20 protein-coding genes are annotated in these 22,493 nt (G+C 58.8%); 5 read left to right on the top strand and 15 right to left on the bottom strand.

What is annotated here, in order from left to right; translation table 11 throughout:
* Both HRR99_RS02640 and HRR99_RS02645 read left to right on the top strand, forming a co-directional pair.
* Positions 1-759 carry a crotonase/enoyl-CoA hydratase family protein gene (locus HRR99_RS02640; protein ID WP_233122652.1) on the top strand — a complete coding sequence of 253 codons (759 nt, stop codon included), beginning with the start codon at positions 1-3 and terminating at the stop codon, positions 757-759.
* A gap of 96 nt (positions 760-855) precedes the next feature.
* Entirely contained in the window at positions 856-1,176 is a 321-nt protein-coding gene (locus HRR99_RS02645; RefSeq protein WP_233122653.1) for a hypothetical protein, read from the top strand.
* Between the two features lie 142 nt (positions 1,177-1,318).
* On the opposite strand, the gene HRR99_RS02650 is transcribed toward HRR99_RS02645, so the two are convergent.
* Together HRR99_RS02650 and HRR99_RS02655 are read right to left on the bottom strand one after the other, a co-directional pair.
* Complete coding sequence (locus HRR99_RS02650) at positions 1,319-2,569, bottom strand: class I SAM-dependent RNA methyltransferase (RefSeq protein ID WP_233122654.1); 1,251 nt, start codon at positions 2,567-2,569, stop codon at positions 1,319-1,321.
* The gene (locus tag HRR99_RS02655) at positions 2,566-3,318 is read right to left on the bottom strand and encodes a TlyA family RNA methyltransferase (RefSeq protein WP_065700108.1); all 753 of its coding nucleotides are present in this window, start codon (positions 3,316-3,318) and stop codon (positions 2,566-2,568) included. The genes HRR99_RS02650 and HRR99_RS02655 overlap by 4 nt, the downstream gene beginning before the upstream one ends.
* Positions 3,319-3,590: 272 nt before the next feature.
* Here HRR99_RS02655 and HRR99_RS02660 point away from each other — a divergent pair, with 272 nt between their 5' ends.
* Entirely contained in the window at positions 3,591-5,606 is a 2,016-nt protein-coding gene (locus HRR99_RS02660; RefSeq protein ID WP_233122655.1) for a methyl-accepting chemotaxis protein, read from the top strand.
* A 99-nt stretch (positions 5,607-5,705) separates the two neighbouring features.
* Here HRR99_RS02660 and dxs read toward each other — a convergent pair whose 3' ends face one another.
* From dxs to HRR99_RS02695, 7 genes are all read right to left on the bottom strand, one after another.
* Complete coding sequence (gene dxs / locus HRR99_RS02665; RefSeq protein WP_233122656.1) at positions 5,706-7,628, bottom strand: 1-deoxy-D-xylulose-5-phosphate synthase; 1,923 nt, start codon at positions 7,626-7,628, stop codon at positions 5,706-5,708.
* Positions 7,629-7,720: 92 nt separating this feature from the next.
* Positions 7,721-8,644, bottom strand: a complete 924-nt coding sequence (locus tag HRR99_RS02670; protein WP_233122657.1) for a pirin family protein — start codon at positions 8,642-8,644, stop codon at positions 7,721-7,723.
* A 231-nt stretch (positions 8,645-8,875) separates the two neighbouring features.
* The gene (locus tag HRR99_RS02675) at positions 8,876-9,130 is read right to left on the bottom strand and encodes an exodeoxyribonuclease VII small subunit (RefSeq protein ID WP_233122658.1); all 255 of its coding nucleotides are present in this window, start codon (positions 9,128-9,130) and stop codon (positions 8,876-8,878) included.
* A gap of 2 nt (positions 9,131-9,132) precedes the next feature.
* Positions 9,133-10,068 carry a histone deacetylase family protein gene (locus HRR99_RS02680; protein WP_233122659.1) on the bottom strand — a complete coding sequence of 312 codons (936 nt, stop codon included), beginning with the start codon at positions 10,066-10,068 and terminating at the stop codon, positions 9,133-9,135.
* Between the two features lie 30 nt (positions 10,069-10,098).
* Positions 10,099-10,662 carry a biotin transporter BioY gene (locus tag HRR99_RS02685; protein ID WP_233122660.1) on the bottom strand — a complete coding sequence of 188 codons (564 nt, stop codon included), beginning with the start codon at positions 10,660-10,662 and terminating at the stop codon, positions 10,099-10,101.
* 17 nt (positions 10,663-10,679) lie between these two features.
* Positions 10,680-11,300 carry a CbiQ family ECF transporter T component gene (locus tag HRR99_RS02690; protein WP_233122661.1) on the bottom strand — a complete coding sequence of 207 codons (621 nt, stop codon included), beginning with the start codon at positions 11,298-11,300 and terminating at the stop codon, positions 10,680-10,682.
* On the bottom strand, positions 11,297-11,977 hold the full coding sequence (locus HRR99_RS02695) for an energy-coupling factor ABC transporter ATP-binding protein (protein ID WP_233122662.1): 681 nt from the start codon (positions 11,975-11,977) through the stop codon (positions 11,297-11,299). Before HRR99_RS02695 ends, HRR99_RS02690 begins: the two co-directional genes overlap by 4 nt.
* 113 nt (positions 11,978-12,090) lie before the next feature.
* On the opposite strand from HRR99_RS02695, the gene HRR99_RS02700 reads away from it, so the two are divergent.
* Positions 12,091-13,281, top strand: a complete 1,191-nt coding sequence (locus HRR99_RS02700) for a winged helix-turn-helix domain-containing protein (RefSeq protein WP_233122663.1) — start codon at positions 12,091-12,093, stop codon at positions 13,279-13,281.
* A gap of 166 nt (positions 13,282-13,447) precedes the next feature.
* Here the strand turns inward: HRR99_RS02700 and ribB are convergent, their stop codons facing one another.
* The 3 genes from ribB to HRR99_RS23155 form a co-directional block, all read right to left on the bottom strand.
* Positions 13,448-14,548, bottom strand: coding sequence for a 3,4-dihydroxy-2-butanone-4-phosphate synthase (gene ribB, locus HRR99_RS02705; protein WP_112498328.1), 1,101 nt, complete (start codon positions 14,546-14,548; stop codon positions 13,448-13,450).
* 11 nt (positions 14,549-14,559) lie between these two features.
* Entirely contained in the window at positions 14,560-15,657 is a 1,098-nt protein-coding gene (gene aroC, locus HRR99_RS02710; protein WP_233122664.1) for a chorismate synthase, read from the bottom strand.
* Between the two features lie 167 nt (positions 15,658-15,824).
* Positions 15,825-18,962 carry a bifunctional diguanylate cyclase/phosphodiesterase gene (locus HRR99_RS23155; protein ID WP_277877895.1) on the bottom strand — a complete coding sequence of 1,046 codons (3,138 nt, stop codon included), beginning with the start codon at positions 18,960-18,962 and terminating at the stop codon, positions 15,825-15,827.
* A 294-nt stretch (positions 18,963-19,256) separates the two neighbouring features.
* Between HRR99_RS23155 and HRR99_RS02730 the strand changes: the two genes are divergently transcribed.
* A complete protein-coding gene (locus HRR99_RS02730; protein ID WP_062450584.1) occupies positions 19,257-19,517 on the top strand; it encodes a DUF1344 domain-containing protein in 261 nt (86 codons plus the stop codon).
* Positions 19,518-19,523: 6 nt separating this feature from the next.
* Here HRR99_RS02730 and HRR99_RS02735 read toward each other — a convergent pair whose 3' ends face one another.
* From HRR99_RS02735 to HRR99_RS02745, 3 genes are all read right to left on the bottom strand, one after another.
* A complete protein-coding gene (locus HRR99_RS02735) occupies positions 19,524-20,132 on the bottom strand; it encodes a histidine phosphatase family protein (RefSeq protein WP_233122665.1) in 609 nt (202 codons plus the stop codon).
* Between the two features lie 118 nt (positions 20,133-20,250).
* Complete coding sequence (gene fabI, locus HRR99_RS02740; RefSeq protein WP_112498330.1) at positions 20,251-21,069, bottom strand: enoyl-ACP reductase FabI; 819 nt, start codon at positions 21,067-21,069, stop codon at positions 20,251-20,253.
* Positions 21,070-21,220: 151 nt separating this feature from the next.
* Complete coding sequence (locus tag HRR99_RS02745; RefSeq protein WP_233122666.1) at positions 21,221-22,303, bottom strand: DnaJ C-terminal domain-containing protein; 1,083 nt, start codon at positions 22,301-22,303, stop codon at positions 21,221-21,223.
* Positions 22,304-22,493: the final 190 nt, after the last annotated feature.

Here is a 22,493-nt window from a genome sequence, read left to right on the forward strand (position 1 = left end):
ATGTCCGCAGAGCCTATTCTCGTCCAACGGCCTGAAACAGCACCGGGCGTCGAAGTCATACGCTTCAACCGCCCGGAAAAGAAAAACGCTATCACCGACGCCATGTATCGTACCATGATCGAGGCATTGCAGGCGGCGGATGCCGATGCGGATGTGCGCGTCATCGCGTTTCTCGGCTCGGACGGCTGCTTTTCGGCAGGCAATGACATGGCCGATTTCATGGCCTTCGCCATGTCCGGCGGGCAGGGACGGCTGGCAGCCGGTGATTTCCTGCATGCGCTCGTCGGTGTCGGCAAACCCATTATCTCCGGCGTCGATGGTCTGGCCATCGGCATCGGTACGACGCTCAACCTGCATTGCGATCTGACGGTCGCCTCCAGCCGCAGCCTGTTCAAGACGCCGTTCGTCGATCTGGCACTGGTGCCGGAAGCGGCCTCCAGCCTGCTCGTGCCGCGCATCATGGGTCATCAGCGGGCTTTCGCGCTTTTGGCCGCAGGCGAGGGCTTCTCCGCCGAACAGGCACTACAGGCTGGGTTGATCTGGAAAGTCGTTTCCGAAACGGAAGTCGAGAGCGAAACCCTGAAAATCGCAGCTTCGCTCGCCGCAAAGCCGCCCAAGGCCTTGAAGATCGCCCGTGATCTTCTGCGAGGCGATGTCTCAGAGGTTCGCGATCGCATCGACGCCGAGATCGTGCATTTTGCAGCGCAGTTGCAGAGCGCGGAAGCCAAAGCTGCCTTCGAGGCATTCATGCGCCGTTAAGGGTGGCTGATGAAAGTGGTCGGGTCTTATGGAATTGCTGATGAAGGCTGGTTAGTCTTTGCTCAACAACACCCGTCTTTCAAGAAAGCCGCCACCATGCGCAAAGTCGTTTTCGCAACGCTCGCCCTCATGTCGCTCTCCAGCCTCGCGGAGGCGGCCAGTTTCCAGCCGCCGTTGATGTCGCAGCCAGCACAGAGCGATGTCATCGAAGTACAGAACTTCAACAGCCAGGCCGGTCCATCCAACCGCAACAATGGTTACGACCGTCGCAAACAGCGTTTCGTCTGCGTCGTGACGCCACCCGATAGCGCCAACCGCTCACAGCCCTATGTCTGCCCGGTGCAGCAGGGGCGGGTAGGTGGTCGCTGCCGTTGCAGCGGTGTGGTGGGGAATGGCAATATCGATACGGCTTGGTGAGCGATAAATGCTTCCGTCATTCCGGCCTTGAGTCGGAAACCAGCAGTCACGCGTCTGCGTGGCAAAAGAGTCCTTCGCGATCAAGGACTTGATCGCACTGGACCCCGCAGCAAGTGCGGGGTGACGCAGGGGCTCTTTTGCCCTACTTCTCCAACGTCGCAACCGCTTCCACATGCGGCGACCACAGGAACTGGTCGATAGGTGTCACCTTGGTCACGCGGTAACCGCCCTCAACCAGAATGGCCAGATCGCGGGCAAGCGACAGCGGGTTGCAGCTGACGGCAACGATCTTCTTGACGCTGCTTTTCGCCAGCTCCTTGCACTGTGCTTCGGCACCCGCGCGCGGTGGATCGAACACGACGGCGTCGTAGTTCTTCAGTTCCTTGACGGTCAGCGCATGGCGGAAGAGGTCACGCTTTTCGATGGTGACGGGCTTCAAACCTTGTGTATTGCGGGCCGCGAGATCGAGCGCCTTCAGCGCCTTGTCTTCGGCTTCCACCGCGTGCACCTTGCCAAGACGTGCCAGCCGCAGGGCAAATGTGCCGGAGCCGCAGAAGAGGTCGGCGATGCGCTTGGATTTGCCGACATGCGCCAGCACCAGTTCCGCCATGGCGTCTTCCGCCGGTTTTGTGGCCTGCGCGAAACCGCCGGACGGTGGCGAAATCATCACGCCGTCGAAATCGATCAGCGGCTTTTGCGGCTCGATCAGAATTTCACCGGCAATCGAAACACGCGCAATGCCACGCGTGGCCAGCGTGATTTCCGTCGCCGTTCTGCGCTGCTTGTCGTTGGGCGCCTTGATGCCTTCAAAGGAAATATCGAGCCCTGTCCGTGTTTCCATAACGGTGATGCGGAACGGCTCGGCATTCGAGACCAGCGGTAGACCGATGGCACGGATGGCGTCCAGGCGTGAGACGATGCCATCCGACGCAACGGGACATTCCTCGATGGCGACGATGTGATGGCTGCCAGCCTGGCTGAAACCTAAAAGCAGGCCTTTTTCCGTCTTGCGGGCGGAAAACACAACGCGGCGTCTGTCTCCGGGGCGACAGTGCACCAGCGCATCGACTTCTGCGTCCAGCCCCTTGGATTTCAAGGCTGCAACGACGAGGCTGCGCTTGAAGACGTGGTAGGGCTCATCGGCCATATGCTGCAAGGAACAGCCGCCACAGGTGCCGTTTTTCCCGTCAGGGCCGAAGTGACAGCAGGCAGGTTCACGCCGTTCGGGGGCAGCCTCGGCAATCGACATGATCGTGCCCACGTCCTTGACGCGGGCAATGGCCACGGTTTCGCCGGGCAATGCAAATGGCACGTAGACCGTGCCGTCGGGACAGTGGACGATGCCATCGCCCTGCGCGCCGAGGTTCTGGATTTTTACGGTCTGGGCGGTCATGGTTTTTTGCCTCCGAGAAGGAATTCCTCGTTGCCGTCACCACCTGCAATGGGCGAGGGGATGAGGCCAAGGCTGACCCAGCCCATGTCTTCCACCAGCCAGCGCTCAAGTTCTGCAGCGACCGCCGGTGCCGTCTCCGGCTCCTTGAGCAGACCAGCCTTGCTGATCGCATCGCGTCCGGCCTCGAATTGCGGTTTGACGAGCAGGATGGCCAGTGCTTCCGGTTCTGCCAGTTCCAGGGCAGGGGCCAGCGCCAGTTTCAGCGAGATGAAGGACACGTCCGAGACGATGAAATTGATCGGGCGGTTGTCGATATCGTCACTGGTCAGAAAGCGGGCGTTGAAACCTTCGATGCTAGTGACGCGCCGGTCGTTTTCGATGCGCGGATGGATTTGGCCATGGCCGACATCGATGGAGGTGACGTGAGACGCGCCGCGCTTCAGCAACACCTCGGTAAAGCCACCGGTGGAGGCGCCGACGTCGAGACATTCGCAGTTGCGTGGGTCGATCTGGAAATGATCGAGTGCTGCAACCAGTTTCAAGGCCGCGCGCGACACATAATCCTGCGCAGGATCGCTGATCTCGAAGACGACATTTCCGGGGAATGTCAGGCTGGGCTTGGTAACGACCTTGCCATTGACGCGTACGGTGCCGCGCGCGACCGCGTCGCGTGCACGGGAGCGGCTGGCGAACAGGCCGCGCGATACCAGAAGCTGGTCCAGCCGGTGATTTTCAGATGAATGAGACATGGCCGTGTCAATGACTGTCAAAAGCCCGGAAAGCAAGTGTTTTGTATGGGTGAAGCTGTGAGCGAGGCGTGAACTGCGATTTCAACGCGGTTGCAGCAATCTGGGTCCTGCTGGGCGTTTAAGCGAAAATAAACGGCTTGGTGGCATTCTCTCGCCCAGCTGAGTTAGTCTCAACATTTTCGCCATGAAGGCGGTCCTCCCCAAATACATTGTGTGGTGTCACAGGCCGCTTTGCGTCTGGTCACACCTGAAGCGTGTCGAAAGAGTTCTCGATGTCTTTGAAGAATTTACCTATCAACCTGAAGCTGGTCGCCACATTCGTTGCGCTGATGGGCGTTTGCCTGGTCGCGTCAGCGGTTGTTTTCATGCAAACGGTTGATGCCAAGCGTGTCTCTGAACGTCAGACGAACACTGCCAAGATCATGTCGAACGTGGACGACGCGAAAGCGGCGATGCTGGAGCAGGCGGTCAACCAGCGCGGCTTCCTGCTGTTTCGCAGCGACAGCACATACAACGATGTGTTTGCCCAGCGCGACCTGATGTTGAAGAAGCTGGATGAGGCCCGTGCCTTGGCTGCCGGTCAGCCGGACATCCTGAAATCCATCGACGACATGCAGGCCAGCGCGACCGTGTTCTACACGCAGCTGGCTCAGCCACAGATGGCAGCCCGCAAGAACACCGAGGCACCGATTTCCGAAGTCATCGAAATCGGTCGCAATCAGGCCAAGGGTCAGCTGGATGGCTTCCGTGCCGCCGCTGCAAAGATCAAGGAGCAATTGACCGTTGCGTCGGATGCTCAGGTGGCCACACAGGCAGCCGCCCATACCAATCTGGAACTGGCGCTTCTGGGTGGCGGTGCCGCCGCTGGCGTCGTTGCCGTCCTGCTGATCTGGGCCCTGTCGCGCGCCATCGTGGCCCCGATTGTCGGCATGACGGACGCGATGAGCCGCCTTGCCGGTGGTGACACGACCGTTGACGTTCCTGCTCTCGACCGTGGTGATGAAGTCGGCAAGATGGCCAAGGCCGTTCTGGTCTTCAAGGACGCCGGTATCGAAAAGTCCCGCCTTGCGGATGAAAGCGACCGCATGCGTTCTTCGACGGAAGCAGACCGTCGCCGCAACGAAGCCGAAAAGGCACGTGCAGACGCCGAGCAGACCTTTGCGAGCGAAGAACTGGCTAAGGGCTTGCAGTCGCTCGCCGATGGCAATCTCGTCTACCGTATCGAAACGCCATTTGCAGAATCCATGGAGCCGCTGCGCATCAACTTCAACAACTCGCTGGACAAGCTACAGGAAGCCCTGAGCAATGTCGGTGACAACGCTTCTGCTATCAATGCCGGTGCCTCCGAAATGTTGTCCTCCGCAGACGACCTCTCGCGCCGTACCGAACAGCAGGCCGCATCCATCGAGCAGACGGCTGCAGCACTCGAAGAAGTCACCACCACCGTGCGCGACAGCGCCAGGGGTGCGGAAGAGGCAAGTGCTCTGGTTCAGCGCGCGCGTTCAGGTGCCGAAAATTCCGGCGTCGTGGTTCGCAAGGCGGTTGCTGCCATGCAGGAAATCGAGAAGTCGTCTGGCGAGATCACCAACATCATCGGTGTGATCGATGATATCGCGTTCCAGACCAACCTTCTGGCTTTGAACGCTGGTGTCGAAGCCGCGCGTGCCGGTGAGGCAGGCAAGGGCTTTGCGGTCGTGGCACAGGAAGTGCGTGAACTGGCGCAGCGCTCTGCCAACGCCGCCAAGGAAATCAAGGCTCTGATCGGTGCATCCAGCGCGCAGGTCGAAAACGGCGTGAACCTCGTTGGTGAAACCGGCAAGGCGTTGCAGGCGATCATTGCCGAGGTCGAAGAGATCAACTCCCACGTCAGCACCATCGTCACGGCGGCCCGCGAACAGGCAACCGGCCTTCAGGAAATCAACACCGCCGTCAACACCATGGATCAGGGCACGCAGCAGAACGCAGCCATGGTCGAAGAGCAGACCGCCGCAAGCCATGCACTTGCCCGGGAAGCGGAAGCACTCAACAGCCTGATCGGCCAGTTCAATCTGGGTGGCAGAGCGCGTGGTACAACAGCCTTTGCACCGTCCAGCACTCATGCCGCGCCACGCTCGGCAGCGCCTGCACCGAAGCCAAGCTTCGTCGCAAAACCACGCCCCGCCGCAAAGATCGCAGCGCCAAGCGCACGCCCGGTGTCTTCACCGGCCCGCGCACTCGGCCAGAGCCTCGCTCAGGCCTTTGCTCCGGCTCCGGCGCAGCCAGCAACGCAGGACTGGGAAGAATTCTGAGATCGAACGGAATTTGAAATGAATAAAACGCCGGGTCACCCCGGCGTTTTATTTTGTTCTATTGCAAGAATTCAAGGATCGGTCTGATCCGAAAACGTTCTAGGACGCGGCGTATTCCACGCCCGTCTGCTTCTGGCCCAACGCCTTGAACACCGTCGCAACGATGCCCGCGCGGTCCAGCCCGGCATTGGCATACATGATTTCAGGCTTGGCCTGCTCCACCCATTGGTCAGGCAGTGTCAGCGTTCGGACCTTGAGGCCCGTGTCGAGAAGACCGGCACTGGCCATGAAGTGCAGCACATGCGCGCCGAAACCGCCCGCCGATCCCTCTTCGATGGTGATGAGAACCTCGTGGTGGCTGGCCAACTGACGAATGAGATCGAGGTCCAGCGGCTTGGCAAAGCGCGCGTCGGCAACGGTGGTGGATAGTCCGGCGGCGTCGAGGTCTTCGGCTGCGGACAGGCATTCCGCAAGGCGCGTGCCGAATGAAAGAAGGGCGACCTTGCTGCCTTCCTTGACGATGCGGCCCTTGCCGATTTCGAGGATTTCACCACGCACCGGCATCTCGATGCCGACACCTTCGCCACGCGGGTAGCGGAATGAAATCGGACCGTCATCATAGGCGGCAGCGGTGCGCACCATATGTTTCAGTTCCGCCTCGTCAGCAGCCGCCATGACCACCATGCCAGGCAGGGTAGCGAGGAAGGTCGTGTCGAACGATCCTGAGTGGGTGGGGCCATCGGCACCGACGAAACCGGCGCGATCGATGGGAAAGCGCACCGGCAGGCTCTGAATGGCCACATCATGCACCAGCTGGTCGTAACCGCGTTGCAGGAAGGTGGAGTAAAGCGCGCAAAACGGCTTGTATCCATCCGCAGCAAGCCCCGCCGCAAAGGTCACCGCGTGCTGCTCGGCAATGCCGACATCGAAGCTGCGTGTGGGGAAGAGTTCGGCGAGCTTATCCAACCCGGTGCCATTCGGCATGGCGGCACTGACACCGACGATCTTGTCATCCAGCGTTGCTTCCTGGATCAGCGCTTCGGCAAAGACGCTGGTGTAGCTCGGTGCATTCGGCTTGGCCTTGGCCTGCGCGCCGGTGATGACGTCGAACTTGTTGACGCCGTGGTACTTGTCTGCCGCAGCTTCGGCAGGCGCGTAACCCTTGCCCTTTTGCGTGACGACATGGATCAGAACAGGGCCCTTCTGGTTATCGCGCACATTGCGTAGCACGGGCAACAGATGGTCGAAGGAATGACCGTCGATGGGGCCGATATGGTAAAAACCGAGCTCCTCGAACAGCGTTCCGCCGGTGACGTAGCCCCGCGCATGGGTCACGGCACGGGTAATGGCCCGGTCGATGGTCTTGCCAAGATAGGCCGTCAGTTTCTTGCCGAAATCGCGGAAACCCATATAGGTGCGGCCGGATGCGAGTCGCGCCAGATAGGCGCTCATGGCACCGGTCGGTGGCGCAATCGACATGTCGTTGTCATTGAGAATGACGATCAGGCGTGCATCCAGTGCACCGGCATTGTTCAGCGCCTCGAATGCCATGCCCGCCGACATCGAGCCATCGCCGATCACCGAGATGACCTTGCGATTGCTGCCATCGAGTTCCGCTGCCACGGCCATGCCGAGGCCGGCGGAAATGGAGGTGGAGGAGTGGCCTGCACCGAAATCGTCATATTCGCTCTCGGCGCGGCGGGTAAACCCGGAAAGGCCGCCTTCCTGGCGCAGCGTGCGAATGCGATCACGACGACCGGTCAGGATTTTGTGTGGATAGCATTGGTGGCCGACATCGAAAATCAGCCGGTCTTCCGGTGTGTTGAAAACCTTGTGAATGGCAATGGTCAGCTCGACGACACCAAGACCCGCACCCAGATGCCCACCGGTTGTGGAAACGGCGTCGATCATCTCGTCGCGCAATTCCCTGGCCAGCTGCGGCAGGTCGCGATCTTCTATCGCCTTGAGGTCGGATGGGAATTTCACCCGGTCAAGCAATGGTGTCTCTGGCATTCCGGTCAATCGTTCGGCCTTCGTCTCTATCGTTCTACCTATTGGCTACCAGATGGTGTGTAGCGTGGCCTTCGGCAAGATTTAAATCCTTTTAACGACTTTCAACCCTGCGGCAAAGGGACAAACTCTTCTTCATCCCCCGGAACGATATCGAAGCGTCCGGTTCTCCACTCCTGCTTGGCTTGTTCTATGCGTTCTTTTGATGACGATACGAAATTCCACCAGATGTATCGCTTCGAATTCAGCGCCGCTCCACCGAACATCATGATGTGGCAACCGCTGATTCCACCCTTCAGCGTAATGTCATCGCCCGCACGAAAGACGATCAATTGGTCGGCGGCAAACACATCGCCCGCCACTTCCAGACAGCCGGACAGAATATAGATCGCCCGCTCCTCTTGGTCGGCTGGAAAGGGGAATTTCACTCCGGCATTCAGGGTCAGATCGACATAGAGCGTATCCGTCAGGGTTTTGACCGGTGACGACGATCCGGCGAAGGCACCGATCACGACGCGACCGAAGACACCCGCATCGTCTATCATCGGCATGGACTCGCGTCCGGTATGGGAAAATTCCGGCGCGATCTCTTCCTTATCATCGGGCAAAGCAAGCCATGTTTGCAGGCCGGACATGGACAGCGGATGCCCGCGCAGATTTTCCGGTGTGCGTTCCGAATGCACGATGCCGCGCCCCGCCGTCATCAGGTTGATATCGCCGGGGCGGATGGTGAGTTCGGTGCCCAGACTATCCCGATGCTTGATCTCGCCATCGAACAGATAGGTGACGGTGGAAAGCCCGATATGCGGATGCGGTTTCACATCCAGCGCTTCCCCGGCTTTGAGGATCGCCGGACCCATGCGGTCGAAGAAGATGAACGGCCCAACCAGCCGCCGGTCCCGCGTCGGCAGCGCGCGCCGCACGGCAAAGCCGCCGATGTCGCTCGATCGCGGAATGATCAGATTCTCGATAGCATCGCAGGCAAAAGCGTCGCCCGCGACGGGGTCTTTTCCGGGAAAAAACGACATGGCAGATCTCCTGCGTTGCTGGCCGGTAGATTACCACGATTTGCGGGACTGTTGAGCGTTCTCTTATGAACGCTGTGTTCTCTGTTAAGGGAGGATAGGAGATCGCCCCACAACCCCTCCGCCGTCATGCTCGGGCCTGTCCCGAGCATCTAACGAAACCCTACGTTGATGAAACGTGGGCAGACCCTCAGGGTAAGCCCGAGGGTGACGAGTGCGAGGATAACCTGCGCCTCAGTCGCCGTCCAGCGGCTCCACGCCGACCGGCTTGCCAGCACGGTCCAGACGAATTTTCTCGATACGCTTTTCGGCAGCCGTCAGCAGGGTTTCGCAATGTTTCTTCAGGGCTTCACCGCGCTCATAGATGGCGATGGATTCGTCCAGCGCCACATCGCCGCGTTCCAGACGGGCGACAATGCTTTCCAGCTCGGCGACAGCCTTTTCGAAAGAATAACCGCTGACATCGGCTGTGTTGGCATTTTCCGTCATGTTCAACCCTTCATCATTCTCAAAATATGCATGGCTGCCGATTCCGCCAGCCCTTCCAGATCATAACCGCCTTCAAGCAGGCTGACGACCCGGTTGGCGGCAAATTTGTCGGCCATCTCTAGAATTCGCCCCGTCGCCCAGTCGAAATCATCGCCTACCAGATTGATCTGCGCCAACGGGTCGCGGTGGTGCGCATCGAAACCCGCAGAGATGATGATGAGATCGGGCGAGAAATCCGCAAGTGCAGGCAGCACGCGGGATTTGAACGCCTCGCGAAAATGATCGCTGCCGGTGTTGGGAGACAGCGGCGCGTTGACCACATTGTTTTTGATGCCGGTTTCTTTCTTCTCACCGCTCCACGGGTAAAGCGGCATCTGGTGGGTGGAGCAGAACAGGACCGATGTGTCGTTCCAGAAAATATCCTGCGTGCCGTTGCCGTGGTGCACGTCCCAATCAACGATCGCAACACGTTCCGCGCCATGGACCTTCTGCGCATGGCGGGCCGCGATGGCGGCGTTGTTGAACAGGCAAAAGCCCATCGCCTTTTCGGTCTCGGCATGGTGGCCGGGCGGGCGGCTGGCAACAAAGACATTGTCGGCGGCACCGCTGAACACGTCATCCACCGCCGCCATGGCAGCGCCGATGCCGGTCAGCGCCGCTTGCAGGCTTTTGGGCGAGGCATAGGTATCGGCCTCAATGCGGTTGATCTCGCCTTCTTCCTCGGGAATCTGCCGCATGATCGAGATCAGATGGCTTTCCGGGTGGGCCAGCAGCACTGCATCCTCATTGGCTTGCGGCGCTTGGCTAAGCTCCAGCCGCTCGAAATTCGGATGCTCCAGCGCGATGTTGAGCGAGCGCAGCCTGTCGGGCCGCTCCGGGTGGCCCGCAGGTGTGATGTGTTCCAGGAATATGGGATGCTCGTAAAGCCGTGTGGCCATGGCGGATACTCCTGAACGTGGGGCTTAGACCTATACGCGTTGTGGCAACAGCGGATATCCGGCCATCACGGCCCGACCTGCCAGTGCTGCGAGAACGGCCTTGAGGACATCGCCCGGAATGAAGGCCATGGAGCCGATAAAGGCTTTGGAAAAGCCGATGCCCGCTGCAAAGCCGAGATAGGTGATGCCGAACGCATAGAGCACGACCACCCCACCGGCGACGCTGGCCAGAAAGAAGCCGAAGCCTTGCGCGAGAGCCGATTGATCGCGATTGACCAGACGCTCCGACAGGTAGCCGGTGGTAAAGACAGCCGCGATCCAGCCGATCAGATAACCTGTTGTCGGTGTGTAGAAGATCGAAAGGCCACCGCGACCGCCCGAAAGCACCGGCAACCCAATGGCGGCGATGAGAATGGTGAGCAGAACGGCGAGCGTGCCGCGCTTTGCCCCCAGCACCACACCGGCCAGCATGACGCCAAGCGACTGCGCGGTGATGGGCACCGGAATGAAGCCGAGCGGGATCGGCGGCAACAGGCCAAGTGCGATGATGATGGCTGAAAACAGCGAAATCAGAACGAGGTCACGGGTCTTCATTCTCAATAGGCTCCCCTCTACAAATCCTTGGATGAGGTTTGGCCTCTGAAACCGCGCGCGTCAATGGCATCCGCAATCGCATCGGCATCCTTCAACGTCATAATGATGAGCGGAACCAGCGTGCTGTGCAGCTTTGGCGTCAACCCGCGTGCGCGTTGCGCATCCCGCAATGTCTCGTAGCGGGTCACGACCTCGGGCACGAAGCGCACGACGAGCCCCACGGCAAGCCCGATATCGGAGGCATTGGCGAGGCCAAGTTTTTCCAAGGGACGCAGCGCAAAGGCAATTTCATCCATGAACTGCGAAATGCTGACGCTGGCCGTCACCGCCGTTGCCAGTAGCGTCAGGGCCGTTAGTCGCAGCAGGGAGACGGTCGCCTCAAGAGGGGAGACCAGAACGAAACTGAAAGCCGCGATGATGGCGATGGTCAAAAAGACCGGGCGCAACCGCGCCATCGTCTCGCGCCAGCCCAGATGCGCCTGCGACAGAACCAGCGCCGCCAACGCAACTGCCATACCAAGGACCAGCATATCGCGGGTCAGAAACAAGGCAACGCTGAAAGCGGCAAGCGTGATGAGCTTGATGCGCGGCGATAGACGGTAGAGCCACCCACTACCTTCGATGTGGAGGCTTCTCATGACAGCGCCAGCGTGCGGTAGGCTTTGATGGCCTCGGTTGGCGAGGCGTCGCTATGCAACTTTCCCTGATGAAACAGCAGAACGCGATCGAAACTTTCCAGCAATGGCAGGTCATGGGTGATGACGATCAGCGACTGTTCCAAACCGGCCATCGTCCGCTCCACGAGGGCACGGTTTTTCAGGTCGAGCTGGTTTGTCGGCTCGTCCATGATCAGGATTCTGGGCTTGGTGATAGTCAGCGCCGCCAAGGCCGATAGCTGCAATTCTCCACCGGACAGTTCATGTGCGCGGCGCTTTGCCAGATGCTGGATATCGAAGCGTTGCAAGGTGGCATCCACAGCTGCATCGATTGCAGCCTTGTTCAGCCCCTTGTTCTTCAGGCCAAAGGCGATGTCGTCGCGGATGATGGGCAGGATGATCTGGTTTTGCGGGTTCTGGAAGATGAAGCCGACATCCTTCAAAACCTCCGAAGCGTCTTTGACCGTATCCAGCCCGTTGACGCTGACATGGCCGCTCGTCGGTTTCGTCAGGCCGTTGATCATCCGCGCAAAGGTGGTTTTGCCCGAGCCGTTGAGGCCGATAATGCCGACGCGTCGTTCAGTGAGCGTAAGCGTAAGCGGCTCGACCGCCGCTCTGCCGTCAAATACCACGCCAGCATCCTGAAAACGAATATCCAAAGGCCAGTCCCCGAAATGTTCTGGCTGTCTCTATAAACGCGAGGGACGACAAACGAAACAAGGAACAAAAAAAGAACATTGATTTTTCGTCGGCGCAACCATAGGCTTTTGCTATGGCGATTCTGATTTCGAACGAAGCAGCACGACGTATTTTTCTGGCGCGACAGGGCCTGTCCGCACCGCCTAGCCGCGCCATGGGCAAGGCAGATTTGCTGAAGCTCATCACCGACCTTGGCTTCGTTCAGCTCGACAGTATCGCCACGGTGGAGCGGGCACATCATCAGATCATCTTTTCACGCAACCAGACCTACAAGCGCCAGCACCTGACGGAACTGCTGGAAAAGGACCGGGCGCTGTTCGAACACTGGACGCATGACGCCTCGATTCTGCCCGCGACCTTCTACCCATACTGGAAACACCGCTTCCGCCGCCGTGAGCCGATCATTCAGGAACGCTGGCGCAATTGGCATGGCGAGGGCTTCGATTCCGCCTTCGAGGAAACCTATCGCCGCATTGCCGAAAACGGTCCCACCATGTCGCGCGATATGAAAGCGGAAGGACATCAGTCCGGCGGCTGGTGGAACTGGCATCCGTCGAAAACCGCGCTCGAATATCTCTGGCATACCGGCAAGCTGGCCGTGGCAGGCCGCGTTAATTTTCAGAAGGTCTATGATCTTGCGGAACGGGTGATTCCGTCAGAGCATCACGATCTGGAGGTCGATCACGATGCCTTTGTCGACTGGGCCTGCCGCGAGGCGTTAACGCGCCTCGGCTTTGCAACATCGGGCGAGATATCCGCGTTTTTCGACATCGTCACGCCGCAGGAAGCACGGGCGTGGGTGATGGCGCATCGCGATGAACTCTGCGAAGTCTCGCTCGCCTCGTCTGATGGCACCAAGGAACGTATCTCCTACGCCTTCGAAGGGTTTGCGAGCGGAGCGGAAGCAGAAATCGAGCCCCCTAACCGCATTCGGGTACTCAGCCCCTTCGATCCGCTCTTGCGCAACCGCGCCCGTACCGAACGCCTGTTCGGCTTTTTCTACCGCATCGAAGTCTTCGTGCCGGAGCCCAAACGGCAATATGGCTATTACGTCTTCCCACTTCTGGAAGGTGACCGCCTTGTCGGTCGCATCGATATGAAGGCGGAGCGCAAGGGAGGGACATTGGACGTGAGGCGGCTGTGGCTCGAAAAGGGCGTGCGTGCGTCTTCGGTGAGGCTTGCAAAGCTGGATGCGGAGTTGAGCCGGCTGGCGAAGTTCACGGGTGTCGAGAGTGTGCGGTATCTGGATGGGTGGCTGGGGTGAGAGGGTAATGTTGCCCCACGACCCTCATTCCTGTGCTCGTCACAGGAATCCAGTGGACGCGCGTCTGCGCGGCGGGAAGGGCCTCTTCAGCCCAAGGACTTGGGCTGGCTGGATTCCTGTCACAAGGACAGGAATGGGAGAGTTGATGTGCAGCGGTATTCGAAACTCACCCAATATCCGTCGAACTGATCTGGATTCCAAAACCCTCTAGCCCGACATAGTGGCGCTCGCGGGTGCTCAGCAGCTTGATCGAACTGATGCCAAGTTCCTTGAGGATCTGCGCGCCGAGGCCGATTTCTAGCCATTCATCGTCGCGCGAGCGTGCTTGCGCATGGGCCTCTTCAGGGTCGCGGGATTTGCGACGTCCGGCAACCTGTCCGACGCCGACCGAGCCTTCGCGCAGATAGATGATGACGCCGCGGCCTTCGGCTGCAATCTTTTCCATGTAGTGCTGCACGGGCTGCTTCTTGCCGAAGATGTCGTCTGCCACGTTTTCCGGGTGCAGGCGCACGGGAATATCGACACCATCGCGGATATCACCGAAGATCACGGCCATGTGCTCCATCGGGTCCCAAGGTAGGGAATAGGTTTGCGCCTTGGCGGGGCCGAAGGGCGTGTCGAGGGTGAATTCGGATTCCTTTTCGACCAGCGTTTCCTTGCGCTGGCGGTAGGCGATGAGATCGGCGACCGAAACCTGCTTCATGCCATGCGTTTCGGCGAAGGCCGAAACTTGCGGGCCGCGCATGACGGTGCCGTCGTCATTGACCAGCTCGCTGATGACGCCGATCAGTGGCAGGCCCGCGAGTTTGCAGAGATCGACGGCGGCTTCCGTATGGCCGGAGCGCATCAGCACACCGCCCTCGCGCGACACCAGCGGGAAGATGTGGCCGGGGCGGGTGAAATCGGCGGCACCTGCATTCGGATTGGCCAGATTGCGAACCGTCACGTTGCGGTCGCTGGCGGAAATGCCCGTCGTCGTGCCGTGTTTGAAGTCTACCGAAACAGTAAAGGCTGTCGTATGCGCGCTGTCGTTTTCGGCGACCATAGCGTTGAGGTTGAGGCGTTTGGCCTCTTCCCGTGGCATAGGCGCGCAGACGATACCGGAGGTGTGGCGCACGATGAAAGCCATCTTTTCCGGTGTGCAATGCACGGCAGCGACGATCAGGTCGCCTTCGTTCTCGCGGTCGTCGTCATCCATGACCACAACGATTTCGCCAGCCTCGAAGGCTCTGATCGCTTCAACGACGCGTTTTTGATCGTAGGTCATGGGTCTGTCTCCTATTCCAGACGGCCAGTCTGGCCGCGGTCTCTGAGGTAATGGTCGGCAACGGTGCAGGCAACCATGGCTTCGCCAATGGGCACGGCGCGAATGCCGACGCAGGGATCGTGGCGACCCTTCGTGCGCACATCGACATTGCGCCCATCGGCATCGATGGACTGGCGCTCGGTCAAAATGGATGAGGTCGGCTTGATGGCAAAGCGGGCGACGACGGGTTCGCCGGTTGCGATGCCGCCCAGAATGCCGCCTGCATGGTTGGACAGGAAAATCCGCCTGCCATCATTGCCCATCCGCATTTCGTCGGCATTTTCTTCGCCGGTCAACTCGGCAGAGGCGAAACCTTCGCCGATTTCCACGCCCTTGACGGCGTTGATCGACATGAGGTTGGAAGCGATATCCTGATCGAGCTTGGCATAAATGGGGGCGCCTATACCAGCGGGAACGCCCTCGGCCACGACTTCGACAACGGCACCGATGGAAGAACCGGCCTTGCGGATGCCATCGAGATACTCTTCCCAGACCGGCACCATCTCGGCATCCGGGCAGAAGAACGGGTTCTGGTCGACCTGCGCCCAGTCCCAATTGTCGCGGTTGATCTTGTGTTTGCCGATCTGCACCAGCGCGCCGCGCACATTGAGGCTGGGCACCACCTTGCGGGCGAGCGCACCGGCGGCAACACGGGCTGCCGTTTCGCGGGCGGAAGACCGACCGCCGCCACGATAATCGCGAATGCCGTATTTCAGGTCATAGGTGAAATCTGCATGGCCGGGGCGGAAGCTTCTGGCGATTTCGCCGTAATCCTTGGAGCGCTGGTCGGTGTTTTCGATCATCATCGACACGGGTGTTCCCGTGGTGATCATCGTCTCACCGTCCTCATCCATCATCACGCCGGAGAGGACTTTGACGATGTCGTCTTCGCGGCGCTGGGTCACGAAGCGGTTCTGGCCGGGCTTGCGCTTGTCCATCCATGCTTGCACTTCGGACAGCGTGAAGCGAATACCGGGCGGGCACCCGTCGATCACACAGCCCAGCGCCGGGCCGTGGCTTTCGCCCCAAGTGGAGACACGGAAGAGATAACCGAAAGTATTATGCGACATATGATCAAACCGAGAGAGCGGCATTCCGCAGGCGGAACGCATTTTCACAAACAAGCGGGTTTGTCATAGTGTAAAAACCGGGGAAGGCAAAAGCCTTTCTTTTGCCAATGGGGCTCGCCGGGAATGGCACAGGCGGGTAGGGCTCCACCCGCCATCTTGCTGGTGCATCACGATACCTTGCGCCATCTTTCCGCGCTTGCGAATTCCGAAAACTCCTCCGGGGCAAGCGGCTTTGCGAAGGCGTAGCCCTGAACCATGTCGCAACCCAACTGCCGCAGCAGGGCGGCGTGTTCCTGCGTTTCGACGCCTTCGGCAATGGTCTCTACGCCGAGCGACCGGGCGATATCGATGATGGAGCGGACCAGCGAGCGCTCCTGCGGCGAGGTGACGATGGGCATGACCAGCTGCCGGTCGATCTTCAGACGTTTCGGCTTCAGCCGCAAAAGGCTGATGATCGAGGTGTGGCCAGTGCCGAAATCGTCGATTTCGATATCGATGCCCATGGCCTTGATGCGCTCGATATTGCTTGCGGCGACATCCTCGTTCTCATCGAGAAAGATCGATTCCACCAGCTCGAACGTGACCTCGCCCGGCTTGATCTGCAATTGCTTGAGGCTCTCGATCAACTGATCGTCGTGCAGACGGCGAACCGAGACATTGACCGAAACACGCGGGACATCGAAGCCCTTCAGGCGCCATATTTCCATGTCCCGCAGCGCGTGTTGAAGAACGATGTGGTCGATGTTCGAGACGACGTTCAGCTCCTCGGCAATCTTGAGGAACTTGTCCGGTGTCAGAATGCCCCTGACGGGGTGGCGCCAGCGGACCAGCGCTTCCACGCCGGTCAGTTGTTGAGTGTTGGCACAAAATTGCGGCTGGTACCACGCTTCAAACTCGCCCCGCTCCAGTCCTGCCAGAATTTCGTCTGCGGTGCGCTTGTGGCTGACGATTTCGGCCTGAAGGTTCTGGGTGAAGAACTCGTAGCGGTTACGGCCCGTTGCCTTTGCGCGGTAGAGCGCAAGATCGGCATTGATCAGCGTGCGCCGTGCATCTGCCGATCCGACATCTGCGAACGCGATGCCGATGGAAACGCCGCAACGGCAGGTGAAACCCTCGAAATCGAAGGGATGGCTGAAGGCCGCAATGATCTTCGTGGCGATGGCCTTGATGTTGTCCTTATCGGCCAAGGGGGAGATCAGAATGACGAACTCATCGCCGCCGATGCGCGCGACGACGTCGCCTTCACGCACGTTGCGCGACAATATTTTCGCAGCATGGATCAACACCGCATCGCCAGCAGCGTGGCCCAACGTGTCGTTGATCTGCTTGAAGCGATCGAGATCGAGGTGGAGAATGGCGAAACGCTTGCGCTCGCCGGGAGAATGCGATGAGAGCGCGTCCAACTCGTGGTCCAGCTTGCGGCGGTTGGCAAGCCCGGTTAGAGGGTCGTGAAGCGCATTATGCTCGATGCGGTTCTTGGCGTGTTCCAGCTCTGCGTTTCTGGCCTCCGCTTCATCCTTGGCGGAGTTGAGCTGTTCCGACAGCAAAACATCAGCGGTGACATCGAAGGCGATACCAACGATTTTCCGGGTTCCATTGCGGTTTTCGTGGAGACGGCCGACAGCTTTGACATAGCGAATGCTACCATCAGGCAAAACGATCCGCTGCGTGGTCACGCGTTCCGGGTCATCGGCGGCTCTCATCGTGTTCAAAAGAGCGTTCGGTCTTTCGTCGGGATGGATGCAGTTGAGGTAATCATCCCGCGTGACGTATCTTCCCGCCTCCGGTGGCAGTCCGTAAAGCTCGCACATCCGCTCATTCCAAACGGCGCTGGAATAGTCGGCGACTGATTCCCATATCCCGCAATTGTAGGATTCCAAGGCGAGTGTCAGGCGTCCAGACAGCTCTTCCAACTCATGTTCGCGACTTGAAAGCTCCTGCAGGGCAAGCTCGAGTTCGGCATTCTTGATGTCGCTATTGTCCTTTGCCTCACGCAGCTTTTGCGCCATCAGCATGTCGGATGTCACATCCCACAAAATGCCCGTGGTCTGGTAGGTGCCATCCGGCTTTATGTAGCTGGAACCGGCAGAGCGCAGATAGCGAACCGTGCCACCTTCCATCGGCACGCGATAGACTTCCGACGATGTCTGCTGGCCGGAGGAGCAATTGAAGAAGAACCGTGCCGCCTTCGAGCGGTCTTCGACCACGAGCGCGGTCAGCCACGCATTCAGCAACAGATGCTGCTCCTGCATCGGAAAACCATGCAGGCTCGATGCGCGCTCATCCAGATAACAGCGTGATGTATCGTTTTCGATTTCCCAGATGCCGATACTGGACGAATCCATCGCAAGCTTGAAGCGCTGGGAGAGTTCCAGAAGCTTGCTCTCGCGCTGGCGCAGCGTCTTGATGTTGCGGTTGCGCTCGGAAAGCAGCAGTGCGGCCACTATGATGGGCAGCAGCATGGATATTGCAGCGATGGCAAGAGTGGTGCTGACGGAGCGATAATAGGGCTTCACCGCCTCCCATCCCGACGCAGGTGTCGCGCGGATTTCCCAGTTCGAACCGGGCAGGTCCACGGTTCTGACAACAGGGTCTTCGTGCAAGGGCTCCAGGACGCTGCTGACGACTTCGTTCGTCACCGTATCGCGGATTTCGAACCTTATATCACCGGCCTCTTCGCTCAGCGGGGCATGCGTGTCATAACCAATGCTCTGGAGCAGCTTTCTGCGGTCAACGACGGCAAGAATGAGGTCATCTTTATTCGCGTTTCCAGCGCTGGCTGGCGGCATGGTGACGATGACCATGATGGTGCCGCCCTCAGCCGCCTCGAAGACCTGGGTGTGCGGCAGGCGGTCTTTTTCCGGCATGGCCGCCAGCTTGGCCAGCCACTCGTTCAGCATCCTGTTCAGTCGATCGGCGGGAAAATCGGACGCAGATTGCGATGTATAGACCTTATCCAGCTGGAAATTCTGCGCAAAACCGATGGCGATGAAATGGCTCGACTGCTCGAACTGGAAGTCTGCAATCCTTTCGAAACCCTGCGTGGAAAGCGTCGCGTAATGCCCAAGCGAGGTCAGCGTCGCGACATCGTTGCGCAAACGCATGACAAGACCGTCATGCAGGAGATCGAGGGCGTAATGCGCGTGGGTTTCGAGGTCTTCGCGCATAGACGTCGCGCTGCGGTGATCCACGACATTGAATGCGCAGAAGGTGATACCGGCCATGGCGAGAGCCAGCATGGCGGCGACAACCCGCCGTTTTATGATTTCGTTAAGGCGGTCGCTAATATCAGCCCAAACAGTCACTTAATTATCCTTCGGCATTATCGCAATTTTCTCTGCTATACAGTGTAAAAGACAATATATTCTGAATCGTGAAATATAGATCGTGTTTCAATTAAAGCTAATATAGCAACACCAAAATTGCCGGGCGGTTTCGCGCACAGCAAGAGGAAACATTGCCTAAAGGCTTGATTAAAAGTTAAAATCCGTTCATCAATTATACGGAAAATGTCATGCTTGCGGGCGAATTCCGCCACATTCGGGAGGCAAATCTTGTCGCGTACACAGTTTTTCAGCAGCCTTAAGAAAGCTATAGCGATGCGTTTGATGATTGCCGCACTGATGGCCACAGCCAGTCTGTTTGCTCCCTTCAACGCGTTCTCGCAGAGCGTGGATGTGGAATCCACCATCAGCAAGGTGGATGTGAAGGGCCTGACGATTACGCTTGCGGATGGCAAGAGCTACAAGGTGCCCGAAGAGTTCAATTTCGATGGTTTGCAGGCGGGCGTTAAGGTCGTGGTGTTCTACACCGAAGTCGATGGAAAGCGCGTCGTTGATGACCTCGAGGTTATCCAGTAACAGCCTTTAGAGGTTCGCCGTAGCGTCGATCCACTCGGCGGTTCCGTTATCGGTTTCGACCTTGAGAATCTTGTCCTGCGGAATGGGAATGTCCGCAGCTTCTTCTTTTTCCATGCCTGTCACCAAGCGGAAGATGGAGCGGATGACGCCGCCATGGCAAACGCAGACGGTCTGGCGGTCGACGGACGCCAGCCAAGCGCCGATCCGCCAGGACAAAATCTCGTAGCTTTCAGCATCCTGACCGGGTGGGATGAAATCCCATTTGGCGGCCTTGCGGGCCCTGACTTTTTCGGGATGCGTGAGCTTCAGCTCGGGCAGTGTCTGGCCTTCCCAATCACCGAAGGAAACTTCGACCAGACGATCATCGGTTCGGTAGGCGTGCGCGTCTAGGCCCATGGCACCGCGCAGCAGTTCCATGGTTTCGCGCGTGCGGCCCAGCGGGCTGGCGACGTAGTCGAATTCGGGAGCTTTTCCCCCAAGAATGTCGCGAAGGGTTTTGCCGTTGGCGATCGCCTGTGAGCGACCGAAGTCATTGAGGGGAATGTCTTTTTGGCCTTGAAGCCTGCGGATCGCATTCCAGTCTGTTTGTCCGTGACGGATAACATAGACCAGCAAAGCGTCACTCCTGTTTCATTCGGTCATTCAAAGACAGCTGCGCTGTACTCAACGGCAAGCGCGTTGATTACACATGTCGCGCAAAAGCGCTTTACACTTTTACGCGACATGCAAAATATCAGTCTTTTACGACAGAGATATCGGGCGCGTCCACAGCCTTCATGCCGATCGTGTGATAGCCGGAATCGACGTGGTGAACTTCACCCGTCACGCCGGTGGACAGATCGGAGAGGAGGTACAAGGCGGATTTGCCGACTTCTTCGATGGAAACGGTGCGCTTCAGCGGCGCATTATATTCGTTCCACTTGAGGATATAGCGGAAGTCACCGATGCCGGAGGCAGCGAGCGTCTTGATCGGGCCAGCCGAAACAGCGTTGACGCGAATGCCACGACCGCCGAGATCGACAGCGAGATACCGAACGCTGGCTTCGAGAGCCGCCTTGGCAACGCCCATGACGTTGTAATTCGGCATGACTTTTTCCGCGCCATAATAGGTCAGCGTCAGCAGCGAGCCGCCATCGTTCATGACCGGGTCCGCGCGCTTGGCAACTGCGGCCAGTGAATAGACCGAAATGTCCATGGTGCGGTTGAAGTTGTCACGGCTGGTATCGAGATAACGACCGGTCAGCTCATCTTTGTCGGAAAACGCGATGGCGTGAACGACGAAGTCGATCTTGCCCCAATGCGCTTCGATATTCGCAAACACCGCATCGATGGTGCTGAGATCGGTCACGTCGCAGTGGCCCGCCATAAACGCGCCAAGTTCCTGCGCAAGTGGTTCGACGCGCTTCTTCAGCGCATCGCCCTGCCAGGTGAAAGCCAGTTCCGCGCCCGCATCCGCGCACGCCTTGGCAATGCCCCATGCGATGGAGCGGTTGTTTGCGACGCCCATGATGAGGCCGCGCTTGCCAGCCATGAGGCCGGATGTCTGAGCCATTGGATGCTCCCTATACACAAATCGAACTTGCCTATGGCATAGGCCGAACGCCGGTTCAAGCAGGGCCGGGATCATCTCGTGTTTGGGAACGTAACAAAGGGTGCGTTGTTCACGCCTTTCGACAAGAAGTACGTAGAAACCGTGTGCCGGCTTAGAGATAAAGCCCTTCGCGCATGTGGCGCATGAGGTCCATCACCTTGGCATCCGGCGTGTCCAGCAGCACAATGCGCAGCTCGACGACGAAATCCCCATGGCCGCCATTGCCATCGGCAAGACCCTTGCCTTCAACGCGAATGGCGCGGTCGGAGCCGGACCATGCGGGAACATCGACTTTCACCTCTCCGAACGGAGACTGAACGGTGGCCTCGTAACCCAGAACGGCATCCGCCAGGGAAACAGGCAAAGTCGTGTGAATATCGAAATTGTTGATGGTGAAGGGGCCATCTCGCGAAACCAGCAGCGTCACCACGAGGTCGCCGCGATTGGATTCCGGCAGTTTTAGCCCCTGACCCTTTAGACGCACGACGTAACCATCCGTCATGCCGGGCTCGAGCTGGAAGCGAACTTCCCGGTCTTCTGGCATGTTGAGGGTGACCCACTTGCGCTCGATAAGATCGGTCACGCTGATTGTGGCTTCGGCGGTGATATCGGGTGCCTTTTCGGGAACACTCGTGGTGCCCCTGATACGGCGCAAAAGCGAAGCGAAGAAGCTCGTGACCTGCGCACTGGCGGCTTCGGCTTTTTCTCTCTGCTGCGCCGGAGTGTCTTCCGATGAATTGTCGGTCTGTTCGGCCTCAGCCTTGGCGGCGACCTTGGCCTTCGCGTCGGCGCCGAAAATGCGCTCCAGCATGTCTTCGGCAGTTTCCGGCTTTGCAGCCTCGGCTGATGGTTCTGCCTTAGCAGTGCGGGCCTGTGCGCGGGCCAGTTCTTCCATCAACTTTTCGGCAGCCTTTGCGCGTTCCGCTGCCTGTCTGGCTGCATCGCGCTGCTGCATGATGGTTTGGTCGCGTTTTTTGGTTTCCGCCACACGTTTGGCCTGATCGTAAAGGCCGCGTTTCTTGGGGTCTTTCAGGAGGTCATAGGCCTGGCCTATTTCGGCAAAGCGGGCAGTTGCGTCCGGGTCGTTGCGGTTCTGATCGGGATGCACGGCTTTCGCCTGCGAACGCCACGCCGCCTTGATTTCGTCCGATCCGGCATCCTTTTGAACGCCGAGAATAGAGTAAGGATCACGCATCCAGACCACCAGTTACGCTTGCCGGTGCAGGCCGTTTGTTTCCATCATGAAAAGCCTGCAACACGTATGCCACCCCTTCTGAACGTGCTTGCGGTGTATTGCGTTGCATCGTTCGGTTTAAATTGGGTTTGACTGTCGCAAGAAGTTGCTAATCAGACCTTTACAGTCGCAAGCCTGCAGCTGCTGCTGC

The organism is Agrobacterium vaccinii (assembly GCF_021310995.1).
Taxonomy (GTDB): Bacteria; Pseudomonadota; Alphaproteobacteria; order Rhizobiales; family Rhizobiaceae; genus Agrobacterium; species Agrobacterium vaccinii.

Bases quoted from the DNA above. Each gene is read 5' to 3' on its own strand.
- HRR99_RS02640 (WP_233122652.1), top strand. From the start codon at position 1: ATGTCCGCAGAGCCTATTCTCGTCCAACGGCCTGAAACAGCACCGGGC.
- HRR99_RS02645 (WP_233122653.1), top strand. From the start codon at position 856: ATGCGCAAAGTCGTTTTCGCAACGCTCGCCCTCATGTCGCTCTCCAGC.
- HRR99_RS02650 (WP_233122654.1), bottom strand. From the start codon at position 2,569: ATGACCGCCCAGACCGTAAAAATCCAGAACCTCGGCGCGCAGGGCGAT.
- HRR99_RS02655 (WP_065700108.1), bottom strand. From the start codon at position 3,318: ATGTCTCATTCATCTGAAAATCACCGGCTGGACCAGCTTCTGGTATCG.
- HRR99_RS02660 (WP_233122655.1), top strand. From the start codon at position 3,591: ATGTCTTTGAAGAATTTACCTATCAACCTGAAGCTGGTCGCCACATTC.
- HRR99_RS02670 (WP_233122657.1), bottom strand. From the start codon at position 8,644: ATGTCGTTTTTTCCCGGAAAAGACCCCGTCGCGGGCGACGCTTTTGCC.
- HRR99_RS02675 (WP_233122658.1), bottom strand. From the start codon at position 9,130: ATGACGGAAAATGCCAACACAGCCGATGTCAGCGGTTATTCTTTCGAA.
- HRR99_RS02680 (WP_233122659.1), bottom strand. From the start codon at position 10,068: ATGGCCACACGGCTTTACGAGCATCCCATATTCCTGGAACACATCACA.
- HRR99_RS02685 (WP_233122660.1), bottom strand. From the start codon at position 10,662: ATGAAGACCCGTGACCTCGTTCTGATTTCGCTGTTTTCAGCCATCATC.
- HRR99_RS02690 (WP_233122661.1), bottom strand. From the start codon at position 11,300: ATGAGAAGCCTCCACATCGAAGGTAGTGGGTGGCTCTACCGTCTATCG.
- HRR99_RS02700 (WP_233122663.1), top strand. From the start codon at position 12,091: ATGGCGATTCTGATTTCGAACGAAGCAGCACGACGTATTTTTCTGGCG.
- ribB (WP_112498328.1), bottom strand. From the start codon at position 14,548: ATGACCTACGATCAAAAACGCGTCGTTGAAGCGATCAGAGCCTTCGAG.
- aroC (WP_233122664.1), bottom strand. From the start codon at position 15,657: ATGTCGCATAATACTTTCGGTTATCTCTTCCGTGTCTCCACTTGGGGC.
- HRR99_RS02730 (WP_062450584.1), top strand. From the start codon at position 19,257: ATGCGTTTGATGATTGCCGCACTGATGGCCACAGCCAGTCTGTTTGCT.
- fabI (WP_112498330.1), bottom strand. From the start codon at position 21,069: ATGGCTCAGACATCCGGCCTCATGGCTGGCAAGCGCGGCCTCATCATG.
- HRR99_RS02745 (WP_233122666.1), bottom strand. From the start codon at position 22,303: ATGCGTGATCCTTACTCTATTCTCGGCGTTCAAAAGGATGCCGGATCG.